The sequence below is a fragment of the Pseudothauera nasutitermitis genome (genome assembly GCF_004801295.1).
Taxonomy (GTDB): domain Bacteria; phylum Pseudomonadota; class Gammaproteobacteria; order Burkholderiales; family Rhodocyclaceae; genus Pseudothauera; species Pseudothauera nasutitermitis.
On record NZ_SSOC01000006.1, the window covers coordinates 159,439 to 174,039 of the forward strand.

Genomic DNA, 14,601 nt, shown 5'->3' on the forward strand with positions numbered 1-14,601 from the left:
CGCGGCAGGAGATCGCGGCCCCGTCAAAAGGAGACAGCAATGATCTGGTGGATTCTCGTTTCCCTCCCTCCCTTGGCAGGCGCGCTCGCCTTCGGGCGAGCGCCATTTTTTGCCTGGGCGATCGCGGGTCTGGCCTGGCTGGCCGGACTGTCCTGGGCGGCTGGTTTCGTGCCCCTCACCACGGCGCTGGTGCTGGGCGCGTGGGTGGTTTTCTCGGCGCTCTTCCTGATCCGTCCGCTGCGCCGCGCGCTGATCAGCGCGCCGATCTTCCGTGCCTTCCGCAAGGCGCTGCCGTCCATGTCGCAGACCGAGAAGGATGCGCTGGAAGCCGGCACCGTATGGTGGGAAGGCGACCTGTTCGCCGGCCGGCCGGACTGGAAGAAGCTGCTGGCCTATCCGTGGCCGCAGCTCACCGCCGAGGAACGCGCCTTCCTCGATCAGGAAACCGAGGAACTGTGCCGCCTCACCGACGACTGGGACAGCACGCAGAAGCAGGATCTGGCCTCGCACGTGTGGCGCTACATCAAGGAAAAGGGCTTCCTGGGCATGATCATTCCCAAGGAGTACGGCGGCAAGGGCTTCTCGGCCTACGCCCACTCCCAGGTCATCACCAAGCTGTCCACGCGCTCGTCCGCCCCGGCGGTAACCGTGATGGTGCCCAACTCGCTGGGCCCGGCCGAGCTGCTGCTGCACTACGGCACGCCGGAGCAGAAAGCCCACTACCTGCCGCGCCTGGCGCGCGGCGAGGACATTCCCGCCTTTGCGCTGACCAGCCCGTGGGCCGGGTCGGACGCCGCGTCGATTCCCGATGCCGGCGTGGTGTGCAAGGGCATCTGGCAGGGCAAGGAAGTGCTCGGCATGCGGGTGAGCTTCGACAAGCGCTACATCACCCTCGCGCCGGTGTGCACGGTGTTCGGCCTGGCCTTCCGCCTGTTCGACCCGGAGCGCCTGCTCGGCGGCGCCGAGGATCTCGGCATCACCTGCGCGCTGGTGCCGCACGACCATCCGGGCGTGGACATCGGCCGCCGCCACCTGCCGCTCAACGCGGTGTGGATGAACGGGCCGGTGCGCGGCACCGACGTGTTCATGCCGCTCGACTTCATCATCGGCGGCGCGCAGATGGCCGGCCAGGGCTGGCGCATGCTGATGGAGTGCCTGGCCGCCGGGCGCAGCATCTCGCTACCCGGCTCCAACACCGGCATGCAGAAGCTCACCGCCCGCGCGGTGGGTGCCTATGCCCGGGTGCGCTACCAGTTCAAGACCGCCATCGGCCGCTTCGAGGGCGTGGAAGAAGCGCTCACCCGTATCGGTGCCAACACCTATCTGAGTGACGCCGCGCGCGTGCTCACCGCCGCCGCCGTGGATCTGGGCGAGAAGCCCTCGGTGGTCTCCGCCATCGTCAAGTACCACGTCACCGAGCGCGCCCGCCAGACCGTCAACGACGGCATGGACGTGATCGGCGGCAAGGGCATCTGCCTGGGGCCGCAGAACTTCCTCGGGCGCGCCTACCAGCAGATTCCGGTGGGCATCACCGTGGAAGGCGCCAACATCCTCACCCGCAGCCTGATCCTCTTCGGCCAGGGCGCGATCCGCTGCCATCCCTACGTGCTGGCCGAGATGCGCGCCGCGCAGCAGAACGATCTGGCCGCCTTCGACGAGGCTTTCTGGGGGCACATCGGCTATACCGTGTCCAATGCCGCGCGCGCGCTGGTGATGGGTCTGACCGGCTCGCACTTCGTCGGCGTACCGGCCGGCGTGGCGTCCGAGACGCGGCGCTACTACCAGCAGCTCACGCGCTTCTCGGCGGCCTTCGCGTTCATCTCCGACCTGTCCATGGGCACTCTGGGCGGTGCGCTGAAGCGCAAGGAAAAGCTCTCCGCGCGCCTGGGCGACATCCTCTCGCTGATGTATCTGGCCAGCGCCACGCTGCGCCGCTACGAGGCCGAAGGCCGCCAGGCCGCCGACGCGCCGCTGATGCACTGGGCGATCTGGGACTGCATGTTCCGCGCGCAGAACGCCTTCGAGGGCGTCATCGCCAACTTCCCCAACCGGCTGTTCGCCACCGTGCTGCGCCGTCTGGTGGTGTTCCCGCTGGGCAGGCCCTACGTGGTGCCGTCCGACCGCCTCGGCCACCAGGTCGCGCGCCTGCTCATCGAACCCTCGGCCACGCGCGACCGGCTGACCTCCGACGTCTATCTGCCGACCGATCCCGAAGAGCCGGTGGGGGCGCTGGAAGCCGCGCTGGCCGCCACCATCGAGGCCGAACCCATCGAGGCCAAGCTGAAGAGGGCGCAGCGCGACGGCAGCTTCCGGCCCGGCGTGGTGATCGGCGGCGTGGATGCGATGTGGACCACGGCGCTGGAGTACGGCGTGATCAGCGCCGACGAATTCGCCGTGATCGAACGCCGCAACCGCCTGCGCGACCAGGTCATCCGCGTCGACGACTTCGTCTACGACTTCGGCCTGCGCGCTGCGCTGCACGAGGCGCCGGCCACTGGCGAGCACGCCCGCCAGGCGGCGGAACGGGTCGCCGCATGAACCGCCCGGTCTACATCGTCGACGGCGCGCGCACGCCCTTCCTGAAAGCGAAGAACGCACCCGGCCCGTTCGCCGCCGCCGATCTGGCCACCGCCGCCGGCAGCGCCCTGCTGGCCCGCCAGCGCTTCGCCCCGGAGCAGCTCGACGAAGTCATCCTGGGCTGCGCCAGCCCCTCGCCGGACGAGGTCAACATCGGCCGCGTGGTGGCGCTGCGCATGGGCTGCGGGCAGAAGGTGCCGGGCTGGACGGTGATGCGCAACTGCGCCTCCGGCATGCAGGCGCTCGACTCGGCCATCGCCAACATCCAGGCCGGGCGTTCGCAACTGGTGCTGGCCGGCGGCGTGGACGCGCTGTCGCGCGCGCCGCTACTGTTCTCCGACGCCATGGTGCGCTGGCTGTCCGGCTGGTACGCGGCCAAGAGCACCGGGCAGAAGCTCGCCGCGCTGCGCCGCTTCAAGCTGGGCTATCTGGCGCCGGTGATCGGCATCATGAAGGGCCTCACCGACCCCATCGTCGGCCAGTTGATGGGGCAGACCGCCGAGAACCTCGCCCACCGTTTCGGCATTTCCCGCGAGGACATGGATGCCTACTCGATGGCCAGCCATCTGCGCGTGAAGACGGCGCGCGAGGCCGGCCATTTCGACGACGAGATCGTCCCGCTGATCGGCCGCGACGGCAGCGTGATTCGCCACGACGACGGCGTGCGCGACGATGCCTCGATGGAAGGGCTGGCCAAGCTCAAGCCCTTCTTCGACCGCAAGTACGGCCGGGTCACCGCCGGCAACAGTTCGCAGATCACCGACGGCGCGGCCTGGCTGGTGCTGGCTTCGGCCGAAGCCGTGGCGCGCCACGGCCTGAACCCGCTGGGGCGCATCGCCGACAGCCAGTGGGCCGGTCTGGACCCGGCGCAGATGGGTCTGGGGCCGGTGCATGCTGCAGCGCCCATCCTGCAGCGCCACGGCCTGGCGCCCAACGAACTGGATGCCTGGGAGATCAACGAAGCCTTCGCCGCCCAGGTCATCGCCTGCCAGCGCGCGCTGGCCGATGCCGACTACTGCCGCGATGAACTCGGCCTGCCCGACGCGCTCGGCGCCATCGACGCCGAACGCCTCAACGCCGACGGCGGCGCGGTGGCCCAGGGGCACCCGGTGGGTGCCAGCGGCGCGCGCATCGTGCTCCATCTGCTGCACCGCCTGCGCCGCAGCGGGGGACAGCGTGGCATCGCCTCCATCTGCATCGGCGGCGGCCAGGGCGGCGCGATGCTGGTCGAACGCATCGGCTGAACCATGCAACACAGGGGCGAGGCGCCCGCAGAGTGCGCCCGCCCCGCTGCTTACGTCCCGGTCCGGCTCCGCCTGGGGCCCCCTGCACCCCATCCGGGGCCGGGCATGGACGTATCCGCACCCCAAGAGAACAGTCGCCGCCGGCGACGACGCGAGGAGACATGGAGATCGGACTTGTGGTGGATGCCGCCTGCGACCTGCCGCCCGCCTTCCTGGCGGAGCAGGGCGTCGAAGTGCTGCCGATCGGCATCCGCCTGGGCGAGCGGCAGATGGAAGACGTGCGCGACCCCGAGCGCACCGCAGCCTTCTACCGCGAGCGGCTGGACCGGCGCACCGAACTGCACGCGCAGTCGCGCCCGCTGGAGCCGGCCGAGATCGAGGCGGTGGTGCTCGAACGCTGGGCCACCCGCTACGACCACCTGGTGTGCATGACCATCACCGCCAGCCGCAGCCCGATCTACGCCCACGCCACCCGCGCGGCGCTCACCGTCGGCACCCGGGCGCGCGAGGTGCGCAGGGCGGCGGGCCTGCCGCTGCGCTGGGGCGCGACCGTGGTCAACAGCCGCTCCATGTTCGCCGGGCAGGGCGTGCTGGCCTGGGAAGCCGCGCGCCTGCGCGCCGCCGGCAGCGGCCTGGGGGAACTGGAACAGCGCCTGCTCGGCCTGGCGGAGCACATCCATGCCTACCTGGTGGCCGATGACCTGTATTTCATCCTGCACCGCGCAGCGCGCAAGGGCGAGCGCAGCGTCAACTGGGCGAGCTACGCGCTGGGCAACCTGCTCGACGTGAAGCCCATCCTGCACTGCCACCGCGACAGCACCGAGCCGGTGGCCAAGGCGCGCGGCTTCGAGGCCGGCGCCCGACGCCTGTTCGACAACGTGCTGGCGCAATGCACGGCCGGGCTGGAAGTGCCCTGTGTGTGTCTCAGCTATGCCGGGGATCTGGCGCGCCTGGAGCGTCTGGAGGGCTATGCCGGTTTCCGCGCGGCCCTGCAAACCCAGGGTGTGGCGCTGCTGGTCAGCCAGATGAGCAAGACCGGCGCGATCAATGTCGGCATCGGCAGCCTGTGCGTGGCCTTTGCCGCCGCCCGGCACCGTTTCTCATGAGCGCGGCAGCCCATAGCCGCTGGAGTAGAAGAATGACCGTGAGCTACAAGAACTGGCGCATCGAGCGCGACGCGGAGGGCCTGGCCTGGCTGTGGTTCGACCGCGCGGAAAGCGCCACCAACACCCTGTCGGCCGAGGCGCTGAACGAACTGACGCGCATCCTGACGGCCCTGGAATCCTCGCCGCCGCGCGGGCTGATCATCGCCTCGGCCAAGCCGGCAGGCTTCATCGCCGGCGCCGACATCCACGAATTCACCGCGCTGGACAGCCCCACCGCGGCGCGCGCGCTGATCGAGCGCGGCTGGCATGCCTTCGAGCAACTGGCCGCCGTGCGCTATCCCACCCTCGCGCTGGTGCGCGGCCATTGCCTGGGCGGCGGGCTGGAGCTGGCGCTGGCCTGCCGCTACCGCGTCGCCGTGGACGAGCCCGGCACCCGGCTGGCGCTGCCTGAAGTGATGCTCGGCATCGTGCCCGGCTGGGGCGGCATGAAGCGCCTGCCGGCACTGATCGGTCCGGGCGCGGCGCTCGACCTGATGCTCACCGGCAAGGGCCTGGATGCCCGGCGTGCCGCGCGTCTCGGGGTGGTCGATGAATGCGTGCCGCCGCGCGTGGCGGAAAACGCCGCGCGCCTGCTGGTGGTCTCCGGCCGTCCGGCGCGGCGTGCACCGTTCGTGCAGCGTCTGCTCAACGGTCCGCTGAAGGCCGTGGTGGCCGGCCAGGCGCGCAAGCAGGTGGCTGCCCGCGCGCGGCCGCAGCACTACCCGGCGCCCTACGCCATCCTCGACATCTGGGCGCGCCACGGCGGCAACGCGCTGGCCGCCGAGCGCGAGATGGCGACCATCCTGGGTTCGTCCACCGCGAAGAACCTGGTGCGCGTGTTCTTCCTGCAGGAGCGCCTGAAAGGCTTCGGCAAGGAGGGCGAGTCCACCCCGCGCCGCGTGCATGTGGTGGGCGCCGGCGTGATGGGCGGCGACATCGCCGCCTGGTGCGCGCTGCGCGGCATGACGGTAACCCTGCAGGACCAGTCGGTGGAGCGCATTGCTCCGGCCGTCGTGCGTGCCGCCAAGCTGTACGACAAGAAGCTGCGCGGCGACGCGCGGGCGGCGCGTTTCGCGCTGGACCGCCTGATCCCGGACCCGCAGGGCCACGGCGCCGCGCATGCGGACGTGATCATCGAGGCCATCTTCGAGAACCTCGAAGCCAAGCAGGCGCTGTTCCGCGACCTGGAAGCGCGCGCGAAGCCGGACGCCGTGCTGGCCACCAATACCTCCAGCCTGCGCCTGGAAGACATCGCCACCGCGCTGGCGCGTCCGGAACGCCTGGTGGGCATCCACTTCTTCAACCCGGTGGCGATGATGCCGCTGGTCGAGGTGGTGCAGGGCGCGGACTCGGACGCCCAGGCGTTGGCGCGCGCGGCGGCCTTCGTGCGCGCCATCGACAAGCTGCCGCTGCCGGTGAAGTCGGCGCCCGGCTTCCTGGTCAACGCCGTGCTCGGCCCCTACATGCTGGAAGCCCTGCGCTGCGTGGAAGAAGGCATCGCGCCGGAAACCGTGGACGAGGCGCTGCTGGCCTTCGGCATGCCGATGGGGCCGGTGGAACTGGTGGATACCGTGGGGCTGGACATCGCCCTGGCGGCGGGCAAGGCGCTCGCCGGCGAGGCCGCTGCCGAGGCGCCGGGCAAGCTGGCGGCACTGGCGGCTGCCGGCCATCTGGGCAAGAAGAGCGGCCAGGGCTATTACCGCTGGGCCGCCGGCAAGGCGGTGAAGCAGGCGCCGGGCGCGGTGCCGGCCGGGCTGGCCGAGCGCATCGTCACGCCGCTGCTGCGCGCCGCGCAGGGTTGCGTGGACCGGGGCGTGGTGGCCGATGCCGATCTGGCCGATGCCGGGGTTATATTCGGTACCGGCTTCGCGCCGTTCACCGGCGGGCCGCTGCATTTCGTGCGCAACGGCGGTTTCCGCCGGGGCGCGGAAGCGCCGGCCCCGAGCACGGAGGCGGCCGGGGCCGTTCGCTGACCCCGCAATCTTCCGGAGCATCCAGATGACCGCCACCCCCGCCGAAGAACCCACCCGCCTGCCCGAGGGCAAGCAGCCCGCCCTGCGCGTGATGCCCATGCCGGCCGACCTGAACCCCGCCGGCGACGTGTTCGGCGGCTGGATCATGTCCATGGCCGATATCGCCGGGTCGATCCTGGCGCGCCGCCGAGCGCGCAGCCGGGTGGTCACCATCGCGGTGAATTCCTTCACCTTCCGGCAGCCGGTGTCGGTGGGCGATCTGGTGAGTTTCTATACCGAAGTGGTGTCCACCGGGAACACCTCGGTGACCGTGGACGTGGAAGTGCTCGCCGAGCGCGACCCGGAGAACCCGGTGGTGGTGAAAGTGACCGAAGCCCGCCTGACCTACGTGGCGGTGGACGACAAGGGGCGCAAGCGTCCGCTGCCGCCCGCATGATCCGCGCCGCCGCGAGGGCGGCGGCGCTGTATACAAAAGAGGAGGAGAACACAGTGAATCGACTCGACATCCGCAAGGTCGCCGTGCTGGGCGCCGGAGTGATGGGCGCGCAGATCGCCGCCCATTGCGCCAACGCCGACGTACCGGTGCTGTTATTCGATCTGCCGGCGCCGGAGGGCAAGCCCAACGCCGTGGTGGACAAGGCCCTGGCCGGGCTGAAGAAGCTCGACCCCGCGCCGCTGGCCACCAAGGACCGCCTGCAGTTCATCGACGCCGCCAACTACGGCGCCGATCTGGAAAAGCTGCGCGACTGCGACCTGATCATCGAGGCCATTGCCGAGAAGATGGAGTGGAAGCTGGACCTGTACGCCAAGGTCGCGCCCCACATCCGCGCGGACGCCGTGTTCGCTTCCAACACTTCCGGCCTGTCCATCAACGCGCTGGCCGAGGGCATGCCGGCCGCGCTGCGCGGGCGCTTCTGCGGCATCCATTTCTTCAACCCGCCGCGCTACATGCATCTGGTTGAACTGATCGCCGCGCGCGATACCGACCCGGCCATGCTCGACGCGCTGGAAACCTGGACCACCACGCGCCTGGGCAAGGGCATCGTGCGCGCCAAGGACACCCCCAACTTCGTCGCCAACCGCGTCGGGGTGTTCTCCATGCTCGCCGCCATGCACCACACCGCGCGCCTCGGGCTGGGCTTCGACGAGGTGGACGCGCTCACCGGACCGCGCATCGGCCGGCCCAAGAGCGCCACCTACCGCACCGCCGACGTGGTCGGCCTGGACACCCTGGCGCACGTGGTCGGCACCATGCAGGCCACGCTGCCGGACGACCCCTGGCACGCCCACTTCTGCGCGCCGGAATGGCTGTCCGCGCTGATCGCCAAGGGCGCGCTGGGGCAGAAGACGCGCGCCGGCATCTTCCGCAAGGACGGCAAGCGCATCCTGGTGCTCGACCCGCAGGCCGCCGACTACCGCCCGAGCGGCGGCGAGGTGGCGCCCGACGTGGAGGAAATCCTCAAGCTGCGCGACCCGAAGGAGAAGTTCGCCCGCCTGGCCGCCAGTCCGCATCCGCAGGCGCAGTTCCTGTGGGCCATCTTCCGCGATGTGTTCCACTACTGCGCGGTGCACCTGGGCGACATCGCGCACAACGCGCGCGACGTCGATTTCGCCATGCGCTGGGGCTTCGGCTGGGCGCAGGGGCCGTTCGAGACCTGGCAGGCCGCCGGCTGGCGCGAGGTGGCGCGCATGGTGGCCGAGGACATCCAGAACGGCCGCGCGATGGCCGACGTGCCGCTGCCCGCCTGGGTGTTCTCGCGCGACGGCGTGCATGAGCCGGCCGGTTCGTACAGCGCCACCACCAACGCGCTGGAGGCGCGCTCCACGCTGCCGGTGTACGAGCGCCAGCTGTATCCCGAACGCGTGCTGGGCGAGGCGCCCGCCGAGCGTGGCGAAACCCTGTGGGAAAACGACGGCGTGCGCCTGTGGACGCGCCCCGACCAGGACGCGCGCATCGGCATCCTGTCCTTCAAGTCCCGGATGCACGCCATCGGCGACGAGGTGCTCGACGGCCTGATCGAAGCCGTGGCGCGCGCCGAGCGCGACCTGGACGGCGTGGTGCTGTGGCACGAGGCGCCGTTCGCCGTGGGCGCCAACCTCAAGCAGGTTTCCGAAGCCTGCCGCGCCGGCCAGTTCGACCGCCTGGAGAGCACCGTCGCCAAGTTCCAGCAGGCTTCCATGACCCTCAAGCACGCCCGCGTGCCGGTGGTCGCGGCGGTGCAGGGCATGGCGCTGGGCGGAGGCTGCGAATTCGCCATGCACGCCGGACACCGCGTGATGGCGCTGGAAAGCTACATCGGCCTGGTGGAAGCCGGCGTGGGGCTGATCCCGGCCGGCGGCGGCAGCAAGGAATTCGCCCTGCAGGCGCACCGCCTGGCGCGGCGCGCGGCCGGCGGCGACGTGTTCCCGTACATCCAGACCGCCTTCCAGACCATCGCCATGGCCACGGTCGCCAAGAGCGCGCTGGAAGCCGTGCAGCTGGGCTTCGCCAAGGCTTCGGACGACGTGCTGTTCAACGCCCATGAACTGCTCTACGCAGGCATCCGCCGCGCCCGCGCGATGTTCGAGGCCGGCTGGCGCGCGCCGCTGGTCGAGCGCCAGGTGGTGGTGGCCGGACGCAACGGCATCGCCACCTGCGAAATGATGCTGATCAACATGGCCGAGGGCGGCTTCATCTCCGCACACGACTACCGCGTCGCCAAGGCCGCGGCCACCGCCCTGTGCGGCGGCGAGGTGGATACCAACGCGCGTGTCGACGAGCACTGGATTCTCGACGTGGAGCGCGCGCAGTTCGTCGAACTGCTGAAGACCGAAGCCACCCAGCAGCGCATCGCGCACATGATGGAAACCGGCAAGCCGCTGCGCAACTGAGCGGCCCGCCCGAAAGGAGACCAAGCAATGAGCAAACAGATTCAGGACGCCTACCTCGTCGCCGCGACCCGCACGCCGGTGTCCAAGCGCAACGGCATGTTCCGCCACGTGCGCCCCGACGACATGCTGGCCCACGTGCTGAGCGCCGTGGTGGGCCAGGTGCCGGGGCTGGACGCCGGTGAGATCGGCGATGTGGTGGTCGGCTGCGCCATGCCGGAAGCCGAGCAGGGCATGAACGTGGCGCGCATCGGCCTGCTGCTGGCCGGCCTGCCGGACCGGGTGCCGGGCATCACCATCAACCGCTTCTGCGCCTCCGGTCTGCAGGCGGTGGCCGACGCCGCCAACCGCATCCGCCTGGGCGAGGCCGACGTGATGATCGCCGCCGGCACCGAGTCGATGAGCGCCATGCCGCAGATCATGGGCAACAAGGTCAGCCTCAACCCGGCCATTTTCGACAAGGCGGAGAACGTCGCCATCGCCTACGGCATGGGCCTGACCGCCGAGCGCGTGGCCGCCAAATGGCAGGTCAGCCGCGAGGACCAGGACGCCTTTGCCCTGCAATCCAACCAACGTGCCTGCGCGGCGATCGCCGCCGGGCGCTTCCGCGACGAGATCACCCCGTACACCGTGCATGCCCACCTGCCGGGCGAGGGCGGTACGGTGCGCGTCAGCGAGCGCCTGTGCGAGCATGACGAAGGCCCGCGCCCGGATGCCAGCCTGGAAGGTCTGGGCAAGCTGCGCCCGGTATTCGCCGCGCGCGGCTCGGTGACCGCCGGCAACAGCTCGCAGATGTCCGACGGCGCGGGCGCCGTGCTGCTGATGAGCGAGGCCGCGCTGAAGCGCTACAACGTCACGCCGGTGGCGCGCTTCGCCTCCTTCGCGGTGGCCGGCGTGCCGCCCGAGGTCATGGGCATCGGCCCGGTGGAAGCCATCCCGCGCGCGTTGGCGGCCGCCGGCGTGAGCCTGGGCGACATCGGCTGGACCGAGCTCAACGAAGCCTTCGCCGCGCAGGCGCTGGCGGTGATGCGCCAGCTCGACATGGACCCCGCCAAGGTCAATCCGCTGGGCGGCGCCATCGCCCTGGGTCACCCGCTGGGTGCCACCGGGGCCATCCGTGCCGCCACGCTGGTCAGCGCGATGCGCCGCGATCCGGCGCTGCGCTTTGGGCTGATCAGCATGTGCATCGGCACCGGCATGGGCGCGGCGGGCGTGTTCGAACGCGTCTGAGGCCGCGGTGCGACCGAGGATCCTCGACAGGGTGCCGCCGCGGTTCCGGGCGGCACTGCTGCGTCTGGGCTTCAACTTCTACCCCTCGTACCGCGCCACCGGCGGCCGGGTCATCCACGTCTCGGCCGACCTGCGCACCATCCGCGTCATGCTGCGCCACTCGTGGCGCACCGTGAATCCGGCGGGCGCGCTGTTCGGCGGCGCGCTGTACGCCGCCACCGACCCCATGTTCGCCATGCTGCTCGCCCTGCAACTGGGCGACGGCGTGGTGATCTGGGACAAGGCCGGCCACATCCGCTACCGCCGGCCGGGGCGCTCCCACCTGTACGCGGATTTCCACGTAGACGCGGACACCGTGGAGGCGGTGCGCCGCGACCTGGCGGCGCATGGAGAGACCGAGCGCGTGTTCCGGGTGGAGCTGCGCGACGGCCAGGGGCGGGTGCACGTGGAGTTGGAAAAGACCGTGTATTGCGCCACCAAGGCGCATTACCGGGCGAAGCTGGCGGGCGTGGATTGAGGGGCTCCGCTCGTGTGCCGTTCGCCCCAGGGTTGTTGTTGGGCTGTGGAATGGAAGGCCGTCACTTCTCTCCCTGCACCAGCAACTGCACCAGCGGCGCATTGATGAAGTACAGGTGCTTGCCCTGGCTGTGCTCCTGCACCAGCCCCACCTGGGCCAACTGGCGCAGATAACGTGCTGCCGTCTGCCGTGTGATGCGCAGATCCCGCTGTACGAACTCGATTCGTGTGTAGGGATGGCGGAAGAGGTTATTGAGCAGGTCCTGGGAATACAGCTTGGGCACGTCCGCGCGCATGCGGCGCTTGGTTTCGGCCATCAGATCGCGCATGCCGCCCACCAACTGGACGACACGCTGCGCCGTGTCCGCCACGGCATTCAGCATGAACACCACCCATGCCTGCCATGCAGCCACGTTCGGCATCTCGTCGCGCACCGTTTGCAGCAGGCGGTAGTAATCGCCCTTGTGCTGGTTGATATAGCGGGACAGGTACAGCACCGGCGTATCCAGCAGGCCGCTCCGCACCAGGTACAGCACGCACAGAATCCGTCCGATGCGGCCATTGCCGTCGCTGAACGGGTGGATGCTTTCGAACTGATGGTGGATCAGCGCCATCTTGATGAGCGGGTCCAGGTCGCAGGCGGTTTCATCGTTGATGAAACGCTCCAGCGCCTGCATGTGCGCCAGGATGCCAGCGCCATCCTGCGGCGGCACGAAGACCGTGGCACCGGTTCTTTCGTTCTTGAGCACCGTGCCCCCGCTGGTACGGAAGGTCTCGCTGCTGTTCTTGAGCAATTGGAACAGCGCGATCAGGGTGCCGTTGCTCAGAATTCCTCGCTGTTGCCGCATGCGTTCGAACCCATGCGTCAGCGCCTCGCGGTAGCGCGACACCTCCTTCGCCGCCGGCGACATCCATTCCGCAATATGCAGGTCGGCCTGGAACAGTTCATCCTGCGTCGTGACGTAGCTTTCGACTTCGGAGCTGGCCTTGGCTTCCTGCAAGGCCAGGGTGTTGATGAGGATGCCCTGGTTGGGGATGCTTGCGGCACATCCCTTGAGTTCTGCCAGATAGCGATGCGCCGACACCAGCGCGATCAGGAGTTCCGGCGTTTGGAAATCCACGCTCGTCGGCGGCAGGTCGGGGATGGCGTAGTTGGCTTGCAGGACCATGGAGAAATTCTATTTTCAGAGGTCGGATTTGACATGAGAAAAATCTCATGTTGAAAAGTTCGTTCTTTTTTAACATGAAAAATGCCTCATGTTAAAAAACTGTCTGGCCCCCACGGAAAGGCCGTTTGACCAGACGGTTGCCTTCTTGCGGAACCTGGCCATCGGTGGACTGGTAGCTCGTGCTTCCTATTGTGCTTTGGTGGAGCGCATGTTTGGTAATGCCGGGCAAACCAGCGCGGGCGGATCTGCCATGCCTGGTGCGTAATTCTGTATGCCATGGAAGTAGACGAACCTGTCTGGACCGGCTGTTGAGCGACCTCCCGCCCAAGCGCAAGACTGTGGAAAACCCTTAGAGCAAAAGACGTGCCCGAAGGGTCGGCAGATTTTCCGTTGCCTTTTATAATCCCCAGGTTTGTTCGTGCCGGGCGCGTGCCGCGCGGTGCGGAATCGCGCGCGGAAGTTGTCGCGTTTCGGGCGGGAAAGTGGAGGCAATTCCCGTCGTCACTCCATGAATGGGCCAAGCGGATGATTAGAATCAAACGTGGATTGGACCTGCCCATCGCCGGCGCGCCCGCGCAGCACATCGAGGCGGGGCGCCCGGTGCGCAGCGTGGCGCTGATCGGTTTCGACCATCACGGCATGAAGCCGACGATGGCAGTGCAGGTCGGTGACCGGGTGAAACTTGGGCAGGTGCTGTTTTCCGACAAGAAGACGCCGGGGGTCCAATACACTGCGCCCGCCGCCGGCGTGGTGAGCGCGGTTCACCGCGGCGAGCAGCGCGTGCTGCAATCGGTGGTGATCGACCTGGACGGCGGCGAGGCAGCCGAGGATGCCGTCGAGTTCGCGCGCTACGACGATGCCGAAATCGATGCGCTGGACGATGCTGCGGTGCGCGAGAACCTGCTCGCCTCCGGGCTGTGGACGGCGCTGCGCACGCGGCCGTTCGGCAAGGTGCCGGCGGTGGATGCCAGGCCGAATTCGATCTTCGTCACCGCCATCGACACCCATCCGCTGGCCGCCGATCCGCAGGTGGTGCTGGCCGGGTACGGCGAGGACTTCGTGCGCGGCCTGCGCGTGCTGGCGCGCATCGCCCGCGTGGTGGTGTGCCATGCCGAAGGCGCCCAGGTGCCGGAGGCCGGCGTGCCCGAGGTGCGCTACGAAGGTTTCGCCGGTCCGCACCCGGCCGGGCTGCCCGGCACCCACATCCATTTCCTCGACCCCGTCGGTGCCCACAAGAGCGTCTGGCAGCTGAACTATCAGGACACCACCGCCATCGGCAAGCTGTTCGCCACTGGCCGCCTGTGGGTGGAGCGCGTGGTGGCGCTGGGCGGGCCGCTGGTTGCCCAGCCCCGCCTGCTGCGCACCCGCCTGGGCGCCAATCTGGATGAACTGGTTGCCGGGGAGGTCAAGGTCGGTCGTGCCGCGCGGGTGATTTCCGGCTCGGTGTTCGGCGGGCGTACCTCGCGCGGTGCCTGTGCCTTTCTGGGGCGCTACCACCTGCAGGTGAGCTGCCTGGAAGAGGGCACCGAGCGGGAATTCCTGCATTACCTGCGCGCCGGGGTGGACAAGCATTCGGTGATGAACCTGTACTTGTCCAGGCTTTCTCCAGACCGCCTGTTCGACTTCACCACCAGCACCAACGGCAGCCCGCGCGCGATGGTGCCGATCGGCAACTACGAAGAGGTGATGCCGCTGGACATCCTGCCCACGCAACTGCTGCGCGCGCTGATCGTCGGCGACACCGACACGGCGCAGAAACTCGGCGCGCTGGAACTGGACGAGGAGGACCTGGCGCTGTGCACCTACGTGTGTGCGGGCAAGTACGAATACGGTCCCATCCTGCGCGACAATCTCGCGCGCATCGAGAAGGAGGGTTGAG

Annotated in this window: 10 protein-coding genes; 9 read left to right on the plus strand and 1 reads right to left on the minus strand. The window is 69.1% G+C overall.

The window, feature by feature from the left end; translation table 11 throughout:
* Positions 1-39: 39 nt before the first annotated feature.
* The 8 genes from E6C76_RS16770 (at position 40) to E6C76_RS16805 (ending at position 11,554) form a co-directional block, all read left to right on the plus strand.
* Positions 40-2,538, plus strand: a complete 2,499-nt coding sequence (locus E6C76_RS16770) for an acyl-CoA dehydrogenase (protein WP_136349397.1) — start codon at positions 40-42, stop codon at positions 2,536-2,538.
* A complete protein-coding gene (locus tag E6C76_RS16775) occupies positions 2,535-3,821 on the plus strand; it encodes an acetyl-CoA C-acetyltransferase (protein WP_136349398.1) in 1,287 nt (428 codons plus the stop codon). Before E6C76_RS16770 ends, E6C76_RS16775 begins: the two co-directional genes overlap by 4 nt.
* Positions 3,822-3,982: 161 nt before the next feature.
* Positions 3,983-4,927, plus strand: a complete 945-nt coding sequence (locus E6C76_RS16780) for a DegV family protein (protein ID WP_136349399.1) — start codon at positions 3,983-3,985, stop codon at positions 4,925-4,927.
* A gap of 32 nt (positions 4,928-4,959) precedes the next feature.
* Positions 4,960-6,939 carry a 3-hydroxyacyl-CoA dehydrogenase NAD-binding domain-containing protein gene (locus E6C76_RS16785; protein WP_136349400.1) on the plus strand — a complete coding sequence of 660 codons (1,980 nt, stop codon included), beginning with the start codon at positions 4,960-4,962 and terminating at the stop codon, positions 6,937-6,939.
* A gap of 25 nt (positions 6,940-6,964) precedes the next feature.
* Positions 6,965-7,375: an acyl-CoA thioesterase gene (locus E6C76_RS16790; protein WP_136349401.1), complete on the plus strand. Its 411-nt coding sequence runs from the start codon at positions 6,965-6,967 to the stop codon at positions 7,373-7,375.
* Positions 7,376-7,428: 53 nt separating this feature from the next.
* On the plus strand, positions 7,429-9,810 hold the full coding sequence (locus tag E6C76_RS16795) for a 3-hydroxyacyl-CoA dehydrogenase/enoyl-CoA hydratase family protein (protein ID WP_136349402.1): 2,382 nt from the start codon (positions 7,429-7,431) through the stop codon (positions 9,808-9,810).
* A 27-nt stretch (positions 9,811-9,837) separates the two neighbouring features.
* Entirely contained in the window at positions 9,838-11,037 is a 1,200-nt protein-coding gene (locus tag E6C76_RS16800; protein ID WP_136349403.1) for an acetyl-CoA C-acyltransferase, read from the plus strand.
* A gap of 31 nt (positions 11,038-11,068) precedes the next feature.
* On the plus strand, positions 11,069-11,554 hold the full coding sequence (locus E6C76_RS16805; RefSeq protein WP_230976301.1) for a PaaI family thioesterase: 486 nt from the start codon (positions 11,069-11,071) through the stop codon (positions 11,552-11,554).
* Between the two features lie 61 nt (positions 11,555-11,615).
* Here E6C76_RS16805 and E6C76_RS16810 read toward each other — a convergent pair whose 3' ends face one another.
* On the minus strand, positions 11,616-12,722 hold the full coding sequence (locus tag E6C76_RS16810) for a Fic family protein (protein ID WP_136349405.1): 1,107 nt from the start codon (positions 12,720-12,722) through the stop codon (positions 11,616-11,618).
* Positions 12,723-13,247: 525 nt separating this feature from the next.
* Here E6C76_RS16810 and E6C76_RS16815 point away from each other — a divergent pair.
* The gene (locus E6C76_RS16815; RefSeq protein ID WP_136349406.1) at positions 13,248-14,600 is read left to right on the plus strand and encodes a Na(+)-translocating NADH-quinone reductase subunit A; all 1,353 of its coding nucleotides are present in this window, start codon (positions 13,248-13,250) and stop codon (positions 14,598-14,600) included.
* The last annotated feature ends 1 nt before the right edge of the window (position 14,601 follow it).

Coding starts and splice junctions, on each gene's coding strand:
- E6C76_RS16770 (WP_136349397.1), top strand. CDS start 40: ATGATCTGGTGGATTCTCGTTTCCCTCCCTCCCTTGGCAGGCGCGCTC.
- E6C76_RS16775 (WP_136349398.1), top strand. CDS start 2,535: ATGAACCGCCCGGTCTACATCGTCGACGGCGCGCGCACGCCCTTCCTG.
- E6C76_RS16780 (WP_136349399.1), top strand. CDS start 3,983: ATGGAGATCGGACTTGTGGTGGATGCCGCCTGCGACCTGCCGCCCGCC.
- E6C76_RS16785 (WP_136349400.1), top strand. CDS start 4,960: ATGACCGTGAGCTACAAGAACTGGCGCATCGAGCGCGACGCGGAGGGC.
- E6C76_RS16790 (WP_136349401.1), top strand. CDS start 6,965: ATGACCGCCACCCCCGCCGAAGAACCCACCCGCCTGCCCGAGGGCAAG.
- E6C76_RS16800 (WP_136349403.1), top strand. CDS start 9,838: ATGAGCAAACAGATTCAGGACGCCTACCTCGTCGCCGCGACCCGCACG.
- E6C76_RS16810 (WP_136349405.1), bottom strand. CDS start 12,722: ATGGTCCTGCAAGCCAACTACGCCATCCCCGACCTGCCGCCGACGAGC.
- E6C76_RS16815 (WP_136349406.1), top strand. CDS start 13,248: ATGATTAGAATCAAACGTGGATTGGACCTGCCCATCGCCGGCGCGCCC.